The 19,378-nt window shown below is 60.9% G+C and carries 22 protein-coding genes; 9 read left to right on the forward strand and 13 right to left on the reverse strand.

The annotated features are described in order from the left end of the window. Positions 1 to 330: 330 nt before the first annotated feature. Positions 331 to 2,442, forward strand: coding sequence for a glycoside hydrolase family 5 protein (locus ACQKEK_RS21610; protein WP_499144279.1), 2,112 nt, complete (start codon positions 331 to 333; stop codon positions 2,440 to 2,442). A gap of 46 nt (positions 2,443 to 2,488) precedes the next feature. Here the strand turns inward: ACQKEK_RS21610 and ACQKEK_RS21615 are convergent, their stop codons facing one another. Then, entirely contained in the window at positions 2,489 to 2,869 is a 381-nt protein-coding gene (locus tag ACQKEK_RS21615) for a transcriptional regulator (RefSeq protein ID WP_128118789.1), read from the reverse strand. Between the two features lie 154 nt (positions 2,870 to 3,023). On the opposite strand from ACQKEK_RS21615, the gene ACQKEK_RS21620 reads away from it, so the two are divergent. Beyond that, positions 3,024 to 3,320, forward strand: coding sequence for a hypothetical protein (locus tag ACQKEK_RS21620; protein ID WP_499144280.1), 297 nt, complete (start codon positions 3,024 to 3,026; stop codon positions 3,318 to 3,320). 46 nt (positions 3,321 to 3,366) lie between these two features. Here the strand turns inward: ACQKEK_RS21620 and ACQKEK_RS21625 are convergent, their stop codons facing one another. Together ACQKEK_RS21625 and ACQKEK_RS21630 are read right to left on the reverse strand one after the other, a co-directional pair. After that, on the reverse strand, positions 3,367 to 4,713 hold the full coding sequence (locus ACQKEK_RS21625) for a DEAD/DEAH box helicase (RefSeq protein ID WP_128118787.1): 1,347 nt from the start codon (positions 4,711 to 4,713) through the stop codon (positions 3,367 to 3,369). Positions 4,714 to 4,894: 181 nt separating this feature from the next. Beyond that, the gene (locus ACQKEK_RS21630; protein ID WP_064480413.1) at positions 4,895 to 5,215 is read right to left on the reverse strand and encodes a hypothetical protein; all 321 of its coding nucleotides are present in this window, start codon (positions 5,213 to 5,215) and stop codon (positions 4,895 to 4,897) included. A 68-nt stretch (positions 5,216 to 5,283) separates the two neighbouring features. On the opposite strand from ACQKEK_RS21630, the gene ACQKEK_RS21635 reads away from it, so the two are divergent. From ACQKEK_RS21635 to ACQKEK_RS21645, 3 genes are all read left to right on the forward strand, one after another. Continuing rightward, positions 5,284 to 6,216 (forward strand): LysR family transcriptional regulator, encoded by a 933-nt coding sequence (locus tag ACQKEK_RS21635; protein WP_128118786.1) that lies wholly within the window; start codon positions 5,284 to 5,286, stop codon positions 6,214 to 6,216. Positions 6,217 to 6,280: 64 nt separating this feature from the next. Next, positions 6,281 to 6,832: a peptidylprolyl isomerase gene (locus ACQKEK_RS21640; RefSeq protein ID WP_045425088.1), complete on the forward strand. Its 552-nt coding sequence runs from the start codon at positions 6,281 to 6,283 to the stop codon at positions 6,830 to 6,832. A 68-nt stretch (positions 6,833 to 6,900) separates the two neighbouring features. Then, complete coding sequence (locus ACQKEK_RS21645; RefSeq protein WP_045425085.1) at positions 6,901 to 7,314, forward strand: DUF6306 domain-containing protein; 414 nt, start codon at positions 6,901 to 6,903, stop codon at positions 7,312 to 7,314. A 44-nt stretch (positions 7,315 to 7,358) separates the two neighbouring features. On the opposite strand, the gene ACQKEK_RS21650 is transcribed toward ACQKEK_RS21645, so the two are convergent. From ACQKEK_RS21650 to ACQKEK_RS21695, 10 genes are all read right to left on the reverse strand, one after another. Beyond that, positions 7,359 to 8,255, reverse strand: coding sequence for a CHAD domain-containing protein (locus tag ACQKEK_RS21650; RefSeq protein WP_499144281.1), 897 nt, complete (start codon positions 8,253 to 8,255; stop codon positions 7,359 to 7,361). Positions 8,256 to 8,310: 55 nt separating this feature from the next. After that, positions 8,311 to 9,576, reverse strand: a complete 1,266-nt coding sequence (locus ACQKEK_RS21655) for an Hsp70 family protein (RefSeq protein WP_499144282.1) — start codon at positions 9,574 to 9,576, stop codon at positions 8,311 to 8,313. A gap of 129 nt (positions 9,577 to 9,705) precedes the next feature. Continuing rightward, positions 9,706 to 11,058 carry a spinster family MFS transporter gene (locus ACQKEK_RS21660; protein ID WP_128118783.1) on the reverse strand — a complete coding sequence of 451 codons (1,353 nt, stop codon included), beginning with the start codon at positions 11,056 to 11,058 and terminating at the stop codon, positions 9,706 to 9,708. A gap of 126 nt (positions 11,059 to 11,184) precedes the next feature. Next, positions 11,185 to 11,967: a hydroxypyruvate isomerase family protein gene (locus ACQKEK_RS21665; protein ID WP_499144283.1), complete on the reverse strand. Its 783-nt coding sequence runs from the start codon at positions 11,965 to 11,967 to the stop codon at positions 11,185 to 11,187. Further along, positions 11,964 to 12,851, reverse strand: coding sequence for an NAD(P)-dependent oxidoreductase (locus ACQKEK_RS21670; RefSeq protein ID WP_499144284.1), 888 nt, complete (start codon positions 12,849 to 12,851; stop codon positions 11,964 to 11,966). The genes ACQKEK_RS21665 and ACQKEK_RS21670 overlap by 4 nt, the downstream gene beginning before the upstream one ends. 68 nt (positions 12,852 to 12,919) lie before the next feature. Next, entirely contained in the window at positions 12,920 to 13,243 is a 324-nt protein-coding gene (locus ACQKEK_RS21675) for a protealysin inhibitor emfourin (protein WP_046162533.1), read from the reverse strand. 23 nt (positions 13,244 to 13,266) lie between these two features. Then, positions 13,267 to 14,325 (reverse strand): M4 family metallopeptidase, encoded by a 1,059-nt coding sequence (locus ACQKEK_RS21680; protein ID WP_499144285.1) that lies wholly within the window; start codon positions 14,323 to 14,325, stop codon positions 13,267 to 13,269. A gap of 173 nt (positions 14,326 to 14,498) precedes the next feature. Next, positions 14,499 to 14,831 carry a hypothetical protein gene (locus tag ACQKEK_RS21685; protein ID WP_499144286.1) on the reverse strand — a complete coding sequence of 111 codons (333 nt, stop codon included), beginning with the start codon at positions 14,829 to 14,831 and terminating at the stop codon, positions 14,499 to 14,501. A gap of 136 nt (positions 14,832 to 14,967) precedes the next feature. Next, positions 14,968 to 15,303 (reverse strand): hypothetical protein, encoded by a 336-nt coding sequence (locus ACQKEK_RS21690; protein ID WP_499144287.1) that lies wholly within the window; start codon positions 15,301 to 15,303, stop codon positions 14,968 to 14,970. A gap of 43 nt (positions 15,304 to 15,346) precedes the next feature. Then, positions 15,347 to 15,673: a hypothetical protein gene (locus ACQKEK_RS21695; RefSeq protein WP_499144288.1), complete on the reverse strand. Its 327-nt coding sequence runs from the start codon at positions 15,671 to 15,673 to the stop codon at positions 15,347 to 15,349. Between the two features lie 323 nt (positions 15,674 to 15,996). Between ACQKEK_RS21695 and ACQKEK_RS21700 the strand changes: the two genes are divergently transcribed. The 4 genes from ACQKEK_RS21700 (at position 15,997) to phnE (ending at position 19,365) form a co-directional block, all read left to right on the forward strand. Continuing rightward, complete coding sequence (locus tag ACQKEK_RS21700) at positions 15,997 to 16,848, forward strand: putative selenate ABC transporter substrate-binding protein (RefSeq protein WP_128118777.1); 852 nt, start codon at positions 15,997 to 15,999, stop codon at positions 16,846 to 16,848. A 77-nt stretch (positions 16,849 to 16,925) separates the two neighbouring features. Continuing rightward, on the forward strand, positions 16,926 to 17,774 hold the full coding sequence (locus tag ACQKEK_RS21705) for a phosphonate ABC transporter ATP-binding protein (RefSeq protein ID WP_499144289.1): 849 nt from the start codon (positions 16,926 to 16,928) through the stop codon (positions 17,772 to 17,774). Then, a complete protein-coding gene (locus ACQKEK_RS21710; protein WP_499144290.1) occupies positions 17,768 to 18,601 on the forward strand; it encodes a PhnE/PtxC family ABC transporter permease in 834 nt (277 codons plus the stop codon). The genes ACQKEK_RS21705 and ACQKEK_RS21710 overlap by 7 nt, the downstream gene beginning before the upstream one ends. Beyond that, positions 18,598 to 19,365 (forward strand): phosphonate ABC transporter, permease protein PhnE, encoded by a 768-nt coding sequence (phnE, locus tag ACQKEK_RS21715; protein ID WP_499144291.1) that lies wholly within the window; start codon positions 18,598 to 18,600, stop codon positions 19,363 to 19,365. The genes ACQKEK_RS21710 and phnE overlap by 4 nt, the downstream gene beginning before the upstream one ends. The last annotated feature ends 13 nt before the right edge of the window (positions 19,366 to 19,378 follow it).

The raw sequence follows: 19,378 nt of genomic DNA on the forward strand, positions 1-19,378 counted from the left end.
ATTTCGTAGTCCCGCGTTCAAACTCAGTTAAATCAGGAACTTGCTTAATACTGTCATTTCAATATTTATAAGCCACTATGTAATGGCAATATAGCAATCAGCCATTAAATATTTTCCGTTGCGTGGTTTTTTGGCGCCAATATAAGTTCAAAATTTAATAATCAATCTATATAAAGCCTATGCACGCAGCGACCGGGAACTTCCTGAGCCGCTAAAGCGTTGCCTGGTGGCGTCAACGGTCGGTGCTTCGTTCGATGCATGGGTCTTTGGGTGCCTTCGCACTTTTTAAAGGGCTTCGGCCCTTTGTCGTATTAAGTTTCGGAGATATCAATGCTCGTCAAAGCGACGGTTTGCACACGTAACGTGCTGCTCGGTGCTGCGTTATTCGCAGCCACTCTAGGCATGATCAGCCCAATCCAGACGGCCCACGCCGCTGCAGCCTCGACGGTTTCCACCCTGCAGACAGTCGCCACTGCCAAGGTCAACGACTTCACCGGTCCCCAATGGCTCAAAGGTAGCTGGCGCCAGTCGGCCGGTCTTTCGATCCCAGCCACAGCAGCCAATAAAGCGGCGTTCAAGAAAGGCGCCCAGGTCCGGACGGCAGACGGGCAGGTCCGCACCGTCAAAGTGGTTTACTTTTCAGGCGCCAACATGAGCGTGATGCTCTCAGGGGCGACGCTGAATGCATCTAAGAATGGCCATCCGAAAAGCGTCTCGGCCCTTGGCACAAGTGCCGCTGCAGGTAGTGCCGTAACTGCGCCCAGCAACAATGTCGCAGCTGATACTTCATCTCACAGCAGCGCAATCAACAACTACACCAATAACGACTGGTTGAATGGTGTATGGCGCAGGTCCGCAGGTTTTTCGATTCCCGCCAGCAGCGCGAACCGCTCGGCCTTCAAGGTCGGCTCCTCGGTGAAGTTGGCTGACGGCCAGGTGCGCAAGATCAACGCCGTGTATGTGTCCGGCAAGAACATGAGCCTGATGCTTTCCGGGGCGACCCTAAGCGGCAAACTCGGCTACCCGAACAAGCTGTTCTCGGCCACCGGCAGCAGTGCTCCGGCTTCGCCAGTTGCTCCAAGCAAGCCCGCTGCTCCGGCGCCAGAGCCGGTGGTTAGCCAGCCTGCGGCAGGCTCCTCCATGACGACTGCACTCAACGCCTTTAACGGCGGCGATTTCGTCAACGGCGTGTACAACACCAGCAAATTCGTCGGCATTTCGGTCAAGGCGACGGCAGAGAACAAGGCGGCGTTCCACAAGGGCGCGAAAATCCGTTTCTTCGGCGGCCAGGTGCGCACCATCAAGCTGATCTACCATTCCGGCGGCAACATGACCGTCATGGTCGATGGCGGCCCTATCGACGGCAAGGCTGTAGGTTATCCCCGTACCATCTCGGTTAGCAGCACCGGCTTCAGCAATACAAGCCCAAGCGCTGGCAGCACAGCACCCGCTGCCGGCGGAGCAGCACCGGCGCATCCGATCAATCTGGTTGGCATCAACCTGGCCGGCGCGGAGTTCGGCGCAGATGTCGCATTGCCCGGTGTGTACCTGAAGCAGTACATCTATCCAGGAGAGGCTGATTTCAAGCGTTACGCTGAGCGCAATCTGAAGCTGGTGCGCTTGCCGTTTCGCTGGGAACGGATTCAGCCGCGACTCAACGGCGAACTGAACAGCGTTGAGCTTGGCCGCATGCTGGCAACGCTCGACCACGCAAAGAAATACAACATGCAGGTCATCCTCGACATGCATAACTACTACCGCTACCACGGCAAGATGATCGGTTCCAACGAGGTGCCCGTGAGCGCGTTTGCCGATGCCTGGCGGCGTATTGCGCAAAAGGTCGCTAACCACCCGGCAGTCTATGGCTACGGCTTGATGAACGAGCCCCACACCACTAACGGTAAGTGGCCCGCCGCCGCACTGGCTGCTGCAAAAAGTATCCGCACCCTGGACGCCGATAACTGGGTCGTCATCGCGGGCGATCGCTGGTCAAGCGCCTTCCATTGGCCGTCCTACAACACTCAGTTGGTGAAGGACTCATGGATGCGCGACCCAAACAACAACCTGATGTTCGAGGCCCATCTATATTTCGATAAGGATTACTCGGGCTATTACACCAACCGCTACGAGAAGTACGACCCGATGATCGGCGTGGTTCGCGCAAAACCCTTTGTCGAATGGCTAACCCGCTATCGTCTGCGGGGCTTCATCGGTGAGCACGGGGCCCCGGACTTCTCACCATCGGCGGTGGTTGCCATGGACAACCTTCTCCAGTACCTAGGCCAGCACTGCATTCCCAGTACGTACTGGGCAGCCGGGCCTTGGTGGGGCGACTATGCGTTGTCGCTGGACGTAAAAAGCGGCAAACCTCGCCCTCAGTTGCCGATACTGCAGAAGCACGCCGCTAACAAATCTTGCGGGGCCGTTGGTCCGCTGCGGTAAAGACCTAACCGGCGCCCCGCATCTGCGGGGCGTTTTCCTACCGGCCCTAGCCTGCTGCCGCTAAGTCGTCGAATACTTCCGGGGTCAAAGCCGCCTCGCCTTTTTCGTCCAGACGGCGACGGTTCTCGGTTCGACCTGCCCCACCCTCCAGCATCTCCATCAGGCGCACGCCTCGGTCAGTCAGCACGAAATTCTCGCCATTGCCGCCTTGCTCCTCCGGGCGCGTCACCATGAAACCACCTTCGAACAGCATGCTCTCGTAGTTTTGCGCCTCAGCCTTCAAGGAATCCATGTTGGGCATTGGCTGGCCGGCCTCTTCCGCCGCCAAGGCATGCTCGTCAGCGTACTGACGTGGCGCGAAACTCTCGTTTCCGGATTTCTGCGCTTCGCGCAGCAGGCGTAGCATCAAGTCCCAGTCGTAGGTCATGTCCGTTCTCCTGTTGCGCCGCTTCGGGGAGGCGGCCATTGTTATTCGGACCCCATCCGCCGCGGCATGGTTCGATCCAGCGCAACCGCAAAAGGCTGAACTAAAGCGCGCCACTGGCGATCCACCAGATAGGTCGTTAATCAAGGAGCGCACCATGAAACGTCTGATTGTCCCGTTCACCCTCGCCCTGCTGGCTAGCCAGCCAGTGTTCGCCGAGCAATGCACCACCGACCAGATCAATGCCAAGGCCAAAGAGCTTGCCGACCGCGTCAACGCCCTGACAGAGAGCGATCCGAAGCGAGCCGCGGAGATCAACGAAGAGTTGCGCGATATGGAGGTCAAGCAGACTGCAGAACAGTTAGGCAGCGAATGCGAGGCCTACGAGAAGCGCATCATGCATGTGGAGCAGGCGGAGAAGCAGGCCGATATCGCACCGGCCGAAAAGCGCTAAGCATGGAAACGAGCCAGGGCAGCGATGCCGCCCCGGCTATTGCAGATCATTCTGCTGCGGGCTTTTTCCGCCGTAGAGGCGCGAGACCGTCCTGACTGACGAGCGGTGACGCTGGCGCTTCGCGTTTGGCGTTCTTCGGTCGCTTGGCTACTGGCTTGGCTGCGGCCTTGCCCTTCTTCTCTGCGGTTTTTTTCTTGTCGTCCTTTTTCTTCTTGGTGCCGGCGGCCTTGCCCGAGGCCTTTAGATTCTTCGGCCCCATGTAGCTGCCTTTCAGCCCTTTAATGACGCGGTGTTCGAAGCGCTGCTTGAGGTAGCGCTCGATGCTCGACATCAGATTCCAGTCGTTGTGGCAGATTAGCGAGATGGCCAAGCCTTCAGCCCCAGCGCGGCCGGTGCGGCCGATCCGGTGTACATATTCATCGCCCGAACGCGGCATGTCGAAGTTGATCACCAGATCCAGACCTTCGATATCCAGCCCACGCGCGGCCACATCGGTGGCCACCAGCACCTTGACCCCACCTTCCTTGACCCGGTCGATGGCCAGCTTTCGGTCTTTCTGATCCTTGTCGCCATGTAGAACGAAGGCCTTCACGCCTTCCGCGACCAGACGGCCATAGAGACGGTCTGCCTGTACGCGGGTGTTGGTGAAAATCACGGCTTTCTTGTAGGTCTCGTTGGCCAGCAGCCAATGCACCAGCTTTTCCTTATGCTCGGTGTTTTCGGCCGTGATGATCTGCTGGCGCGTGCCCTCGTTGAGCTCGCTGACGCGGTTGAGCTGCAGGTGCAGCGGATCACGCAACACGGCGGCGCTCATTTCGCGCAGCGCGGCGCCCCCGCTGGTAGCCGAGAACAACAGGGTCTGCTGACGCTTGGCACATTCTCCTACCAGGCGCTGCACGTCTTCGGCGAAGCCCATGTCGAGCATGCGGTCGGCTTCGTCAAGGATCAGCAACTCGACATCCTTGAGGATCAGGGTACCGGCGTTGAGATGTTCGATCATCCGGCCCGGTGTGCCGACTAGGATGTCCGGCACCTTGCGCAGGATCGCCGCCTGGACCTTGAAATCCTCGCCGCCGGTGATCATTGCCGACTTGATAAAGGTGAACTGCGAGAAGCGTTCGACTTCCTTGAGTGTCTGCTGGGCCAGCTCACGGGTCGGAAGCAGGATCAGCGCACGCACATCGGTACGCACCACGGCATCGCCGATCAGCCGATTGAGCATTGGCAGCACAAAGGCGGCGGTCTTGCCACTGCCGGTCTGTGCCGTCACCCGCAGGTCACGCCCTTCCAGCGCGGGGGGGATAGCCGCTACCTGTACCGGGGTCGGCTCGACGAATTTGAGTTCGGCGACCGCCTTGAGCAGGCGTTCGTGGAGGGCGAATTGGTCAAACAAAGGTGACACCTCAAGCAAGTCGAAAAAAACGTGGCATAGAGTAACCCGTCCGACGCGCGCAGAGTCGTCTTTGTACTGCGCGACGACAGGCCGACCGACAGCTAGAACCGGAAGTTCAGGTCGTGAAAAACAGCATTGGCTTCGCTCGCCGTCTCGGCGGATAGCGCGAGTCAGGGCAACGTCACTGAGGCTCGCAGGTCAGCTTGATGCGCAGGCGGATCACGTCGCGCTTGAACTTGGCGGTCATGGGCTTGCGTTCCCCTGACTCGAGCGTGACCCGTCGGGTGCGTGGCATTTCCGGTCCGTTGCGAAACGAGGCGGTACACTCGACCGGGCGGTCCCCAAGGTTCTGCAATACCAGGCCAGCCATATCGCGGTCGATGGTCTCGGTGCTCGCCAGCACCTCGGCGCCGTTGAGCTCCTGCTCGAGGTCCACGGGGTAGCTGACGGCAAGCGCACTCAGTGGGAAGATGACGAGCGCAGCGAAGCAGAGTCTTTTCATTTTTTATGTGGGCTCCTCGAATAGGCGACCGCCAGCGTACCAGACCGACGCAACAGGAAAACAATGGAATGAAAGTGCCCCGTGTGACCCTTGATCAATGGCGAACCCTGCAGGCGGTGATCGACCATGGCGGCTTCGCCCAGGCCGCCGAAATGCTGCATCGTTCGCAATCCTCGGTGAGCTATACGGTGGCGCGCATGCAAGAGCAATTAGGCGTCCCCCTGTTACGTATCGATGGCCGCAAGGCGGTACTGACCGATGCCGGCGAGGTGCTTTTGCGCCGCTCCCGGCAGCTGGTCAACCAGGCCGGACAGCTGGAAGAGTTGGCGCACCACATGGAGCAAGGCTGGGAAGCTGAAGTGCGGCTAGTGGTCGATGCCGCCTACCCCAACGCCAAGCTGATCCGTGCGCTGACCGCGTTCATGCCGCAAAGCCGGGGTTGCCGGGTGCGGCTGCGTGAAGAAGTGCTGTCCGGTGTTGAAGAGGTCCTCAAGGACGGCACAGCGGATCTGGCGATCAGCGGCCTGGATATCACCGGCTACCTTGGCCAGGAACTGGGCACTGTCGAATTCATCGCTGTCGCGCACCCCAACCACTCGCTGCATCAGCTGCAACGCAAGCTCAGCGTCCAGGATCTACAAAGCCAGATGCAGGTGGTGGTGCGCGACTCCGGCCAGCGCCAGCCGCGCGACAGCGGCTGGCTGGGGGCCGAACAACGCTGGACGGTCGGCAGCCTGGCCACTTCGGTCGGCTTCGTCAGCAGCGGCCTGGGCTTTGCCTGGCTACCTCGACACATGATTTATCGCGAACTGGCAGAAGGAGCCCTCAAGCCGCTGCCTCTGGTTCAGGGCAGCGTTCGCCGGCCGCTTTTCTACCTCTACACGAACCCCGACAAACCGCTCGGTCCGGCCACACAGATTCTCATCGACCTGATCAGGACGTACGATGCACAAGCGCAATCGCCTGTTCAGCCGGTGAGCAACATCAAGCACGACGGCTGAAGCACCTGTGCAACCGGCCTGCATGAACGGGCTGACCCAGGCTTACCCATACCAGGAATAGACCATGAAACGACTCGCACTCGCCGCCTGCTCACTGCTGCTCGCCGGCAACCTGTTCGCCGCGGAGAATCCTCACGTACTGCTGAACACCAGCATGGGCGAAATCGAAATCGAGCTGGAGGCCGAAAAGGCCCCGGTCAGCGTGAAGAACTTTCTCGAATATGTCGAAAGCGGCTTCTACGACGGCACCGTCTTTCACCGCGTGATCCCTGGTTTCATGATCCAGGGCGGCGGCTTTAACGAGGGCCTGAGCCAGAAGAAGACCCGTGAGCCGATCAAGAACGAGGCCGACAACGGTCTGCACAACGTACGTGGCACCCTCGCCATGGCGCGCACACAGAACGTCGACTCGGCGACCAGTCAGTTCTTCATCAACCACCGTGACAACGACTTCCTTGACCATGGCAGCCGCGACTTCGGCTATGCGGTATTCGCCAAGGTGGTGCGCGGCATGGACGTGGTTGACCAGATCGCCCAGGTGCCGACCGGCAACCGCAGCATGATGCAGAACGTACCGCTAACGCCGGTAAAGATTGTCTCAGCGAAGAAACTCTGACCTTTCCACGTCAGTCGACAGTGTGCACGGCACCCGCCGTGCACCGGCTGCTGAACAGGAGACCTGACATGAGTGAACAGAACATGCTGAACACCGCCGAAGGGGAAGCACAACTGCTTCAAGACCTACTAAGCGCGGAGCGCGCCGGGGCCAAGGTCGCCGGTGAAAGCCTGCAACAGTGCAACGATCCAACCCAGCAGAAGTTGCTCGAGCAGATCCGCCAGGGCGAGGTCGACAGCTGCCGGCTGGTCCTGAACTGCATGAATCATCTGAACATCGAGCCCAACCGCGAAACCGGTGCGTTTTACGGCAAGGCCATGGCCATCGAGTCGCTGGACGAGCGCCTGACTTTCGTTGACCGCGGCCAGCAGTGGGTGATCCGCAAGCTGCGTGAGTACCTGCCCGGCTGCAACGATGATTTCATCCGCACGGAGCTGGAAAAAATGCTGAAGATTCACGAGATCAACAGCCAGGCCGCCTGATGCCTGGCTCGCCGAGCAGTGCAGTGCAGTGCAGCTGAATTAGATCAGTCGGCGGCGACGTCCCAATAGCGCTGCCAGCGTGCCACCAGTTCTTTAGGCGCCTGCGAATAGATCTTCTCCCCCAGCTTGAGCGCGGCGCTCTGCAACTCGCTACGACGTTCTGCTATGGCAGTGTTGAGTCGCTCACGCAGGGTGTCGTCGCCGAACAATGCCGGCTGACTCTGCGTCAGCTCCGTCAGCACCGCCAGATCATGATCATCGCCCAGCTGATCCGCCAGATCCTTGAGCGAGTCGCTGCGCAGCTGCATCAGCTTCGGCCAACTCGGCGTCAGTAGCCTGGTCTGGTACCAGTGATCCTTGACCCGCTTGCGCCACTGGTGGAGCTGTTCGTCGCTGAGATCGAGCTTGGTTTTGGCCAGCTCAGCGCAACCGTCTGAGTAGGTGCGTTCGACACCGCCAGACAGCAAGTCGAAGCCCTTGGCTTGAAGTGACCAGGTGTCGATGCAGCTTCGCGCATCCTTCAGCTCATCGATCACTCTGCCGATGCGCGAATCGAGGTCGGTAGTGCCACTTTCGGCCTGCTTCGCCCGAGCCTGCAGGCGACGCCGGGTCAGCTTGAAATCCGCCTCGGCGAACAGGTTCGGGAAACGCTTGGCCAGCGCATCCCAGCTTTCCAACATGGCAGTAGCGTCACGCGACTCGGCCAAGGCGCGCCCCAGATCACGCAAACGGTGATTTTCTCGCTGAAACTCGTTTCCCAGCGGCTTGCGCACCAGGCGCAGAAGCGCCCGCAACTCTTTGAACCGTTTGCGCGCCTGATGCACGCCCTCGGCGCGGTCTTCGGGTGCAACGCTCAGCGCCTCGATGGCTTTGTCGATGCCCTGCCGGGCGACTTTTCGCACCTCGGCGGCAGGGTCTTGCGGACGCAGCTTGTAGCCCATGACAACTCCCGTTCAGGCCCGCTGCCACACTCGCACAGCAGGCATGACGGGCGATTCAACCGTAGCGCTTGCGCGCCTCGATGGCCAGGCCGCTACCGATACTGCCGAAGCGATTGCCTTCAACGTGGCGTGCCCGTGGCAGCAAGGCGGCGACGCTATTGCGCAGCGCCGGGATCGCACTGGAGCCGCCCGTGAAGAAGACCGTGTCGATGTCCTCGTGCTTGAGCCCGGCACTCTTGAGCAATTGACTGACATTGGTGCGGATTCGTTCGAGCAGGGGGTTGATCGCCGTTTCGAATACAGGACGCGTGAGTGTGGCTTCGAGGCCGGGTTCGATTCGCGCGAAGTCGATCAGGAAGCGTTCATGCTCGGTCAATTCGATCTTGCCCTGCTCGACCTGCATCGCCAGCCAATGCCCGGCGCGTTGCTCGATCAGGCTGAACAAACGGTCGATTCCGGTGGGGTCGACAATGTCGTAGCGCATGCTCTGCAATGCACGCAGCGAAGCTGGAGCGTAGACCGCGTTGATCGTGTGCCAGGTGGCCAGATTGAGATGAGTGCTGGTGGGCATGGGTGCATCGCTTTTCATCCGGCTGCCGTAGCCGAACAGGGGCATTACCCCCTGCAAGCTGAGCTGCTTGTCGAAATCGGTACCGCCGATGTGCACGCCAGAGGTGGCAAGGATGTCATCCTGACGGTCATCGATCTGCCGCCGCTCCGGTGCCAGCCGCACCAGTGAAAAGTCCGAGGTACCGCCGCCGATGTCGACGATCAGCACGCGCTCTTCCCGCTCGATGCGTGACTCGTAGTCGAACGCTGCGGCGATGGGCTCGTACTGGAAGGAGACGTCCTTGAAACCGATCTTGTTGGCCGCAGCGGCGAGTGTATTCGCCGCTTCCCTATCTGCATCCGGGTCGTCGTCTACGAAAAACACCGGGCGGCCCAGCACCACCTCATCGAACGAACGCCCGGCCTGCTCTTCAGCGCGTTGTTTGAGGGTCCCGAGAAACAGCCCGAGAATGTCCTTGAACGGCATGGCACCGCCGAGCACGGTCGTCTCACTCTTGAGGAGCTTGGACCCCAGCAGGCTTTTCAGCGAGCGCATCAAACGCCCTTCGTAGCCTTCTAGGTATTCGGCCAAGGCCAGGCGACCATAGACCGGACGACACTCTTCGGTGTTAAAGAACACCACCGAGGGCAAGGTCTGCTGATCGCCTTCCAGCACCAACAGCGGCTCGGCGTCAGGACGCCACCAACCGACCGTGGAATTGGAGGTACCGAAGTCGATGCCGCAGGCGCGGGCGGGGGACGAGTTATGCATGTGCGGTCCGGACTTCTAAAAACGGCCGCGCAGTTTATGCGAGCCCGCCGGCAAATGCAGGCCAATCGTCGGGCGGGCTCAACCAGGCAAACCACTGCGGCAGTCGAGCGCCGCCGCAGTGGAGCGCCGTTAGGCGAGTGACGGCTCGGCAGCGGCCGCGGCAGCGGAGTCGGTCATGCCGTCCGTCATGCGCTTGGCGTCATGGCAGAAAGTGCGGGAGGCCTGGAACAGGAACACCATGGTAAGCAGCAGCGAGCCGGGGATCAGGTACATCGCACCGTGTAAACCTTCGGCGCGGAAGACTTCGCTCATCTCACTGGCACCTGCGGCAAGCATTGCCGACTCGGCAAAGTGGTCCGACAGCAGCCCCACCACCACCGTGCCCATGCCACCACCAAGCAGATACAGACCGGCGAAGAACAGGGCCATGGCGGTGGCGCGCAGACGCGGTTCGACGACGTCCTGAATGGCGGTGTAGACGCAGGTGTAGAAGTTGTAGGAGAACAGCCAGCCGATACTGAAGACCGCGACGAACACGCCCACCTCAATCCGCCCGGCAAGCAACGCATAACCGGTCAGAGCGGTGGCGATGAGCATGCTCACCGCAGCGAAGATCAGGCGGCCGCGGGCAAAGCGTTGATGGATCTTGTCTGCTACCCAACCGCCGAGGGTTAAACCGATCAAACCCGTCAAGCCGACGATCACCCCGGTGGCGATCGAGGCCTCCACCAGCGGCACCGCGTGATAGCGCATCAGCAACGGCACCATAAAGGCGTTGCAGGCGTAGGTGGCGAAGTTGAACGCCAGCCCCGCCAGCACCAGCCACCAGAATGTGCGGATCGCGAACACCTTGCGAATCGGCTGCTCCACACGCGCCTGCGACACTTTTACCGTTTCCGCCGCGCCACGCTGGGGTTCCTTGACGAAAAAGATGAACAGCGCCAGCACCAGACCAGGCACTGCCGCGATGAAGAACGGTGCGCGCCAGCTGCCGAAATATTCCACCATCGAGCCAATGGTGAAGAAGGCCAGCAGCAGCCCCAGCGGCAGCCCCAGCATGAAGATACCCATGGCCCGAGCGCGTTTGTGCGCCGGAAACAGATCGCCAATCAGCGAATTGGCCGCGGGTGCATAGCTGGCCTCACCGATGCCGATGCCCATGCGCACCAGCAGAAAGGTCCAAAAATTCCAGGCCAGTCCGTTTACAGCGGTCAGCCCGCTCCAGACAGTCAACCCCCAGCCCATGATCTTGCGCCGTGAGCCGATGTCGGCCATGCGGCCCAGTGGCACGCCGGCGATGGCATAGATGATGGTGAAAGCGGTGCCGATCAAGCCCAGCTGGAAATCGTTGAGATCCCACTCCAGGCGGATAGGCTCGGCAATGATTGCCGGTATGGTGCGATCGAAAAAATTGAACAGGTTGGCCAGAAACAGCAGAAACAGGACGCGCCAGGCGTTCGCGGCTTGGGTGGATGGCTGCATGACGTCGCTCTCGATTTATTGTTATGCGTCGGTCGTGTGCCGACCGATTCTCGGAACTGACTCTAGGGTTCTAACGTGCGTCTGTCTGTCACCATCACTTTCGCTGATGCCGGCCGATGCGACGGATCAGCTCTGCCGCCAAGCCTCTAGCCAACCAAGGCTGGTTGAGGTCCCGGCGCTATCGGGGCGGTATTCGGCCGCCAACCAGCCGGAATAGCCCACCGCTTGCAACGCTTCGAGCAGCGGTTCGAACGCTACCGAACCCGTGCCGGGCGCGCCACGGCCGGGACAGTCGGCGAACTGCACATGACCTATCCGCGATCCCAGGAGCCGGATACCAGCGGCGACGTCCAGCCCTTGACGGGCCATGTGATACAGGTCCAGCTGAGCCTGGCAATTGGGATGGTCGACGCGCTCCAGCAGCGTTTGCAGATGCGCGGGTGTATTGATCAGAAAGCCGGGCATGTCGAGCGGATTGATCGCCTCGCACACCACTCGAACGCCAAGTAATGCGAACGCCTCGGCGCTTTTGCGCAGATTGGCTGCCAGGGTTTCCAAGGCTTGCTCACGCGAGACACCTTCGGCCAGCCGGCCCGGCAAGACGTTGACGCACAGTGGGCGCGTCATGGCCGCATAGGTCAGGCATTCCTGAAGCGCCGTATCGAACTCAGCCTGCCGTGACGGCACCGCCGCCAGCCCCGCACCGCCCTGCATGAAATCGCCAGCCGGCAGGTTAATCAGCACCAGCGGCAGACCTGCACGCTCCAGCAACTCCTTTAGCTGCAGGGCCGGCAGCTCGTAGGGGAACTGGATTTCCACACCGTCGAACCCGGCAATCCGAGCGGCCATGATGCGCTCGGCCAACGGCAGTTCGGTGAACAACATGGACAGGTTGGCTGCAATTTTCATTGATCTTGCTCCCGGAACATCCTGACCAGCGTGGACGGGTCATTTTCCAGCTCGCCCTGACTACCGTGCAGGCGCATCAGCTGTGCGGCGAGTCCGGTCATGGGCGTGGCTCCGCCTGCTTCACGAGAGAGCTGCACGGCCGTGTCGAGGTCCTTGAGCAGGGTGCGAACGCGCCACTTCACCGGCTCGAACTCGCTGTGGGCCATTTGCGGGGCGAGGATCTGCAGCGGTTTGGAATCGGCGAAACCGCCAGCCAGTGCCGACGCGATGAGAGTGGCGTCGACCCCGCAGCGTTCGGCCAAAGCCACCACTTCGGCGATGACCAATGCATTACAGGCGACGATCATCTGGTTACAGGCTTTGGTCACCTGGCCGGCGCCGACATCGCCCATGTGGGTCAACCGCTGGCCGAGGTGTGCCAACACGGGTCGAACCCGTTCGACATCCTCGCCGCGCCCGCCTGCCATGATTGCCAGGCTGCCCGTCTCGGCACCCGCCGTTCCGCCGGACACCGGTGCATCGACCCAGCGCATGCCGCTGCGGGATTCTAGTTCGGCGGCCATGGCGCGCGTGGCCGTTGGCTCCAGACTGGAATGATCGACCAGCAATTGGCCCGCTTTTGCTCCCTCGACGATACCACCCGAGCCAAACACCACCTCACGTACCACCGCGGTGTCTGCCAGACAAAGCAGCACCATGTCTGCGTCGCTGCATAGGTCGGCCGGATCGCTGGCCTGTCGCGCGCCGGCCTCTATCAGCGGGGCGCACTTTTCGGGGGAACGGTTCCAGACCGTCAATCGATAGCCGGCAGCGAGCAGCCGGCGGCACATTGGCAGGCCCATCAGGCCGATGCCGGCAAAAGCGATCAATGGCAAATCAGACATGCGGTGGGTTCCTCGAAAACCGGGCCCGGGATTCTAGCGCCGCGCAGGCGCCGATGGCCAAGCCGGCCTCAAAGCAGCTCCCCTTTGTCCCACAAGCGCACCAGCTCCCCAGGCGCTTGCTCTTCGGGGACTTGCAGCAGCATCTCGCCGTCATGCTCGTTTTCGCGATAATGAAGTTCGATCTGGTAGTAACGACGGTCGCCCTGCCCGGCGTCGGCACTCGCCAACGGAAGGCAGCCTTCCAGCACGGAGCAAATCTGGCCGCGCTGGCGTTCGTCACAGCTGGCGAAATCGATCTCACGCGGCCGAGAGAGTGCCTGCATCGCGGCGAACCCGCCCTGCCGTGAGAGGCGAACGGTTGCTTCTTTGCCCAGCGGTGGTAGCTGTTTCATGAGGTCTCCTCGTCGGGGCCTGTTCACAGCACAAGGACACCGACATCTGTCCATGCCTGCCTTACCGCCTGAGCCTCGCTACTGCCGGCACCGAAGCGGATCACCGCGTTATCGAGCGTCAAACCAGCGAACGCGACGAAATCCGCATCCTTGGCCAAACGCTGATCACAGAGGGTGTCATACCAGATGCGCCCAGCCTTCTCCCAGGCGTAACCGCCGAGCGCCCGAGCGGCGAGATAGAACGCGCGATTGGGAATGCCGGAGTTCAGGTGCACACCACCATTATCGTCACGGGTGTCGATAAAGTCGCGCATATGCGCCGGCTGCGGGTCCTTGCCCAGCAGCGGATCGTCATAGGCGCTGCCGGGGCTGGCCATTGAGCGCAGTGCCGAGCCGCTGACCTTGTCGGTCAGCAACTCGGCGCCGATCAACCAATCGGCCTGGTCCGCTGTCTGCTTGAGGCTGAATTGTTTCACCAACACACCGAACACATCGGATAGCGATTCATTCAGGGCACCGGACTGATCGAAGTACAGCAGCCCGGCTTCGCTTTCGATGACGCCATGGGTCAGCTCGTGCGCCACGACATCCAGAGATCGCGTGAAGCGATTAAAGATCTCGCCGTCACCATCGCCGAAGACCATCTGCGCGCCGTTCCAAAAGGCATTCTCGTAGCCAACCCCGTAGTGCACCGTGCCGATCAGTGGAAAACCATGATTGTCGATCGAGTCGCGCCCGAACACCTGCCAGAAGCATTCGTGAGCCTTGCCAAGTGCATCGTAGGCCTCGTCGACCGCCGCATCGCCAATCGGCGGCTGTCCCTCGATTCTCGCCAGCATCCCAGGCAGCAACATCTGCTGCCCTGCATCGTGAATGCTGCGTCGCGGTTCGCCGGGCAGGTCTCGTTCAGGCAACACGCTGACGATTGGCTGACGGTTGGGTGGCCCGGGGTTGGGCAGCAGATGATGAATATGGGACAGGGTGCCGAGCGCTCGTTCGCGCTGTGGGGCGGAGCCGTGCTCAATGATCCGGCTGAGTACGTAAGGCGGAATGAAGCCGTGGCGCATGGTTGAGTTGTGCATGGGTTCCCCTTTAGCCAGCTCGCTTGCAAGGCATCCACGCACGTTGATCCGATTAAGGCGCAGCGTTGTCGTGCCGGCTGTTTTCGATGTCTGCTTTCAGCAGGCTAGAGCAAAAGCCCAAGTCGGCAAGCCGCAAATGGGGCGCTTTGATTTTGGGGAGCGCAGCGGGAGATTCAGCCAGTGATCGAGCTGTCGTTGGCGGCAACATGCACCTCAGCGATCACGCTGCTGCGGTTGAGCGCTTCGATGGCCTGATCGAGCTGCTTGATGCAAAGGTCGACAGCCATTTGACGCAAAGACTCTGGCCACTCATGGTCGGTAACCGGTTCGGTCATGTCCAAGATATCGAAATAGCCGACGAGCATCCCATGCTTCACTTTTAGGGTTTCGCCAGCTGAAAGGACTGTGAGCGGATTTCGCGAGGTGATTACCGCCCCCGCATCGAGCAGTTCGTCGATGTGTTTACGCAGCGCATGGAGTGCGCGCTTGTCCTGGGTCGAATCCATATCAAAAAGCCATCATCCATAAAGGCGGCGGATTCTACTAAATGTGACAAACATCACAAATGCAATTTCAAATCTGCCGCACCGACCCCGCGTTATCGACTTGCCCCAGATCAAGCTGCGGGTGCGGAGCCATGCGTTAGCGCTTCGAAATGCTTTGCATCATGGGGCTTCTCTTCGGTTCGCCAGAGATACCGAAATCATCCTGACGAGTATCAACAAGCTGACCCAGACAAATCTCGATAGCGACGTGCCGTGATTCTGAGCACGGCCAAACGTGCCTGGCGATGACGGCAACCAAGCTCCGAATGCCGCTCTCATTGAAGAGCCTCCCATTACGCACCGTGAATGTGCAATCGTGAAAGTCGACGGTGATCGGACAGCGCCCGGTCAGGCCTGCTCCGGCGTTGAGCAGACAATCGATATGCCGGCGCAATGTATGGTTTTCACGACGTTCGGAGCGCATGGCGGTCATCTGCCGGTCCGGGGGCGCATCACCGCTAGCTGATCGTCCTGCATTAGCACGCCTGGCCTTGCTTGACCGAAGCGCCTTTCTCCGGATTATTTTCAAGCTCGGTGTCAATGGCATTGTCGAGCTGACGACAGCAGAGATCAGCAGCCATCTCGCGCAATGACTCCGGCCATTCGCCGTCTGTGGTCGGCTCGATCAGCGCGAGCGATTTGTAGTAACTGATGAGCATGCCGTGCTCGACCCGCAGGGCCTGACTGCCATCGAGCAGGATTAACGGATCCCGCTGGGTGATAACGGCCCCGCTCGCCAGGAGCGCATCGATGTGTTTTCGCAGCGCATGAAGCTTCCGCTTTTCTTCTCTGAAATCACTCATGCCGCAACCCTCGTCCTTGAAGGCACCGGATTCTAGTCAAACCTTGATGGCACTTAAATATCTAAATGCCACTACAGCCACCGTTTGCTGCTCTAAGCTGAGCAGCATTTGATCCATGTCATTATCGCCTGTGCCCACGCGGGGGGCTTATCGCAGTACGTGTGGGTTCCCGTCCGGACACACCGCGCACCAAACTGCCACACCCCGGCGTTTATCTCCGTTTCGCCAAGTGGCAGCGCCATCTCGGCCAGACGCTTGCGTTGGCGCAGCCTTCTACCTCTATAATCCGCGCGCTTTTTCCGCTATTGAACCGGAGAACCACAATGCTGAAGCGCACCCTGGCAGCCGTCACCGGCCTTGCCCTCTCGTTGTCTATTGTCACCACCCATGCCGCCGACGTCCTTCGCGTATCGGCCATCCCCGACGAAGCCCCGACTGAGCTGATTCGCAAGTTCGAACCGCTGGGCCAGTACCTCGAAAAAGAACTGGGCATGCCGGTGAAATTCACGCCGGTTTCCGACTACGCGGCAGTTGTCGAAGCACTTGCTTCCGACCGCCTCGACCTGGCCTGGCTCGGCGGTTTCACCTTCGTCCAGACTCGCCTGAAAACGGGCGATGCGATCCCGCTCGTACAGCGTGAGCAGGACGAGAAATTCACCAGCAAATTCATCACTGCCGATCCCGAGGTCAAAACGCTGCAGGACCTCAAGGGCAAGACCTTTGCGTTTGGCTCCGTGTCCTCGACCTCCGGCAGCCTGATGCCGCGCTACTTCATGATCAAGGACGGCATCGACCCCGAGCAGTTCTTCAAGCGCATCGCCTATTCCGGCGCCCACGACGCCACGGCCGCCTGGGTTCAGGCTGGCAAGGCCGACGGTGGCGTACTCAATGCCTCGGTTTGGGACAAGCTGGTCGCGGCTGGCAAGGTCGACACTGACAAGGTGCGGGTCATCTCAACCACGCCGCCCTATTACGACTACAACTGGACCGTACGCGGCAATCTGGAGCCGGCGTTGGCCGAGAAGATCAAAAACGCGTTTCTCAAACTCGACCCGAAGAACCCGGAACACAGGAAGATCCTTGATCTTCAGGCCGCAACGCGCTTCATCGAAACGCGCCCGGAAAATTACGAAGGCATCGAGGAAGCCGCGCGCGCCGCTGGCCTGTTGAAGTGAGTTCTGCCAGTCGGTCCGCTGCAACTCTGCGGACCGCTCGGGCAGTACCAGGCGAGCACGCTTGAATGAGCGTGTCGATGCTGTCTTCGAGCCCGCGCACTTCGCTAACAAACCAGACCGAACCGGCCCTGAGCCTGTCCGGCGTAAGCTATTGCCATGCCAACGGTCACGTCGCGCTGCGCGACGTTGACCTGCAGATCGCGAAAGGCGAGCGCGTTGCGCTTATCGGCCCCTCTGGCGCAGGCAAGACCACCTTGTTGCGCTTGCTTGCCACGCACGTGCAGCCGAGCAATGGTGAGCTCGAACTGCTCGGCTGCCAGCCCTGGACGTTATCAGTCGGTGCCCGGCAGAAACTGCGTGGTCGCATCGGTCTGATTCATCAGGCACCACCGCTGCCACCCCGCCAACGCGTGATTACCTCGGTGCTGGCCGGGCGGCTGGGGCACTGGTCGCTCGGCCGCAGTCTGCTCAGTCTGATCTATCCGCTGGACAAGAACGGCGCAGCCGAAGTACTGGGTAAGCTGGATCTGGCAGACAAGCTCTATGAGCGCTGCGATCAGTTGTCCGGTGGTCAGTTGCAGCGCGTCGGCATCGCCCGTGCGCTGTACCAGAGCCCGGCGCTCATGCTGGCAGACGAGCCGGTATCCGCGATGGACCCGGTGCTAGCGGCTTATTCGTTGAACGTACTAAACCGCGAAGCGACGCGTTGCCAGGCCACACTCATAGCCAGCCTGCACGCGGTCGAGCTGGCGCTGGAGCACTTCCCTCGGGTGATTGCCGTTCGTGACGGGCGAATCCTGTTCGATAAAGCATCCAACACCGTGACGCCGGGCGAGCTCGATGCACTCTATGCCAACGACCAGCTAGAAGGCTTCGCACGCGTTGAGCCGACACTGGGCCAGAGCCTGCATATTCCGCGATGCTGAACCCCGCCCTCACCCAGCGCGACCCTGCCGCTCGCTCACGCCTGTTGCTGACACTGGTAGCGCTGGCTCTGCTTTGGCCTGGACTGTCATTAAGCGAGCTGGATCTCAGCGTGCTCGTCGATGGCAGCAACGCCGACACCATGGGCGCCTTTTTGTCCGGTTTCTGGCCTCCGGCACACGACAGGGAATTTCTACTTCTGCTGGGGCGTGCAACGCTGGAAACGCTCGCCATCGCCACGGCGGGTATGGCGCTGGCGCTTGCTGTAGCCATTCCCTGCGCGCTTCTGGCAACACGCGCGCTGTCGATTTCAGCCCTGAGTCGCGGCGGCCGTCCGCACTGGTGGGCGCAGGCCGTTCGCTGGCCCGTTCGAGGGCTGCTGATCCTGCTACGCAGCGTGCCGGAAATCGTCTGGGCGCTGCTCTTCGTGCGGGCCGTCGGCCTTGGCCCAACCGCTGGCGTACTGGCCATCGCCATCACCTACGCCGGCATGCTCGGCAAGGTCTACGCAGAAATCTTCGAGTCGGTCGATCCGCTGCCGACGCGCGCATTGATCGGCGCGGGCGGTTCACGTCTGCAGGCCTTTGCCTACGGCGTGCTGCCACAGGCAACGGGCGAGATGCTGTCCTACACCGTCTACCGCTGGGAGTGCGCCATCCGTGCGTCGGTCGTCATGGGCTTTGTCGGTGCGGGCGGCTTGGGTCAGCAGATGGATCTGTCGATGCGCATGTTCGCCGGCGGCGAAGTGGCGAGCATGTTGCTGACCTTCCTCGTGCTGGTGCTGGTAGCGGATCTGTTCAGCCAGCTGCTGCGCAGGAGGTTCGTATGAAGTCGCTTGCGCGCTATGCGCTACCGCTATTGCTAATCATGGCGGTGGTCGCTTCGTTCGCCTACTTGCAGCTCGACACCAGCGCACTGATGAGCCGTGATGGCGCAGTGCAAATGGGCGAATACGCTGCTGCTTTCTTCAGCCCCGATCTGTCAGCGCCGCACCTACGCGCAATCGCTCACGGCGCCCTGGAAACACTGGCGATGTCGGCCATCGGCACGCTTCTCGCCGCCGTGCTCGGTTTGATACTGGCGCTGCCAGCCTCCGGACGCTTCGGATTGGTCTCCCAGGGTGCTTCACGGCTGCTGCTCAATGCGCTTCGTGCGATACCCGAACTCGTCTGGGCGGCGCTGATGGTGCTGGCGGCGGGCCTGGGACCGAATGCTGGCACCCTGGCCCTGGCGCTGCACACAGCCGGTGTGCTGGGTCGCTTGTTCGCCGAAGCGCTGGAAAACACACCGAGCGCGCCAAGCGAGGCGTTGCGGCTGGCCGGCAGTGGGCGGATCGGTGCGTTCTGCTACGGCACCCTTCCGACGTTATGGCCGCAAATCATGGCTTATACGCTGTACCGCTGGGAGAACAACATCCGCATGGCTAGCGTGCTCGGCTTTGTCGGCGCCGGCGGCCTCGGACAGATGCTTTACATGAGCCTCAGCCTGTTCCAAGAGGCCCAGGCCTCGACAGTCATTCTGGCCATGCTGCTGATGGTACTGGCAGTCGATGCGTTGAGTGGCTGGGCGCGCCAGCGCTGGGTGCGCAGCTAGCGACTGACTTGAA

This window comes from Pseudomonas sp. NPDC077408 (assembly GCF_050269105.1).
Taxonomy (GTDB): Bacteria; Pseudomonadota; Gammaproteobacteria; order Pseudomonadales; family Pseudomonadaceae; genus Stutzerimonas.

Excerpts from the sequence above, each read along its gene's own strand:
- ACQKEK_RS21680 (WP_499144285.1), bottom strand. The coding sequence starts at position 14,325 with ATGCACAACTCAACCATGCGCCACGGCTTCATTCCGCCTTACGTACTC.
- ACQKEK_RS21615 (WP_128118789.1), bottom strand. The coding sequence starts at position 2,869 with ATGACCTACGACTGGGACTTGATGCTACGCCTGCTGCGCGAAGCGCAG.
- ACQKEK_RS21650 (WP_499144281.1), bottom strand. The coding sequence starts at position 8,255 with ATGGGCTACAAGCTGCGTCCGCAAGACCCTGCCGCCGAGGTGCGAAAA.
- ACQKEK_RS21610 (WP_499144279.1), top strand. The coding sequence starts at position 331 with ATGCTCGTCAAAGCGACGGTTTGCACACGTAACGTGCTGCTCGGTGCT.
- ACQKEK_RS21660 (WP_128118783.1), bottom strand. The coding sequence starts at position 11,058 with ATGCAGCCATCCACCCAAGCCGCGAACGCCTGGCGCGTCCTGTTTCTG.
- ACQKEK_RS21645 (WP_045425085.1), top strand. The coding sequence starts at position 6,901 with ATGAGTGAACAGAACATGCTGAACACCGCCGAAGGGGAAGCACAACTG.
- ACQKEK_RS21690 (WP_499144287.1), bottom strand. The coding sequence starts at position 15,303 with ATGACCGCCATGCGCTCCGAACGTCGTGAAAACCATACATTGCGCCGG.
- ACQKEK_RS21640 (WP_045425088.1), top strand. The coding sequence starts at position 6,281 with ATGAAACGACTCGCACTCGCCGCCTGCTCACTGCTGCTCGCCGGCAAC.
- ACQKEK_RS21705 (WP_499144289.1), top strand. The coding sequence starts at position 16,926 with ATGCTGTCTTCGAGCCCGCGCACTTCGCTAACAAACCAGACCGAACCG.
- ACQKEK_RS21665 (WP_499144283.1), bottom strand. The coding sequence starts at position 11,967 with ATGAAAATTGCAGCCAACCTGTCCATGTTGTTCACCGAACTGCCGTTG.
- ACQKEK_RS21710 (WP_499144290.1), top strand. The coding sequence starts at position 17,768 with ATGCTGAACCCCGCCCTCACCCAGCGCGACCCTGCCGCTCGCTCACGC.
- phnE (WP_499144291.1), top strand. The coding sequence starts at position 18,598 with ATGAAGTCGCTTGCGCGCTATGCGCTACCGCTATTGCTAATCATGGCG.
- ACQKEK_RS21635 (WP_128118786.1), top strand. The coding sequence starts at position 5,284 with ATGAAAGTGCCCCGTGTGACCCTTGATCAATGGCGAACCCTGCAGGCG.
- ACQKEK_RS21700 (WP_128118777.1), top strand. The coding sequence starts at position 15,997 with ATGCTGAAGCGCACCCTGGCAGCCGTCACCGGCCTTGCCCTCTCGTTG.
- ACQKEK_RS21695 (WP_499144288.1), bottom strand. The coding sequence starts at position 15,673 with ATGAGTGATTTCAGAGAAGAAAAGCGGAAGCTTCATGCGCTGCGAAAA.
- ACQKEK_RS21630 (WP_064480413.1), bottom strand. The coding sequence starts at position 5,215 with ATGAAAAGACTCTGCTTCGCTGCGCTCGTCATCTTCCCACTGAGTGCG.
- ACQKEK_RS21675 (WP_046162533.1), bottom strand. The coding sequence starts at position 13,243 with ATGAAACAGCTACCACCGCTGGGCAAAGAAGCAACCGTTCGCCTCTCA.
- ACQKEK_RS21685 (WP_499144286.1), bottom strand. The coding sequence starts at position 14,831 with ATGGATTCGACCCAGGACAAGCGCGCACTCCATGCGCTGCGTAAACAC.
- ACQKEK_RS21655 (WP_499144282.1), bottom strand. The coding sequence starts at position 9,576 with ATGCATAACTCGTCCCCCGCCCGCGCCTGCGGCATCGACTTCGGTACC.
- ACQKEK_RS21670 (WP_499144284.1), bottom strand. The coding sequence starts at position 12,851 with ATGTCTGATTTGCCATTGATCGCTTTTGCCGGCATCGGCCTGATGGGC.
- ACQKEK_RS21620 (WP_499144280.1), top strand. The coding sequence starts at position 3,024 with ATGAAACGTCTGATTGTCCCGTTCACCCTCGCCCTGCTGGCTAGCCAG.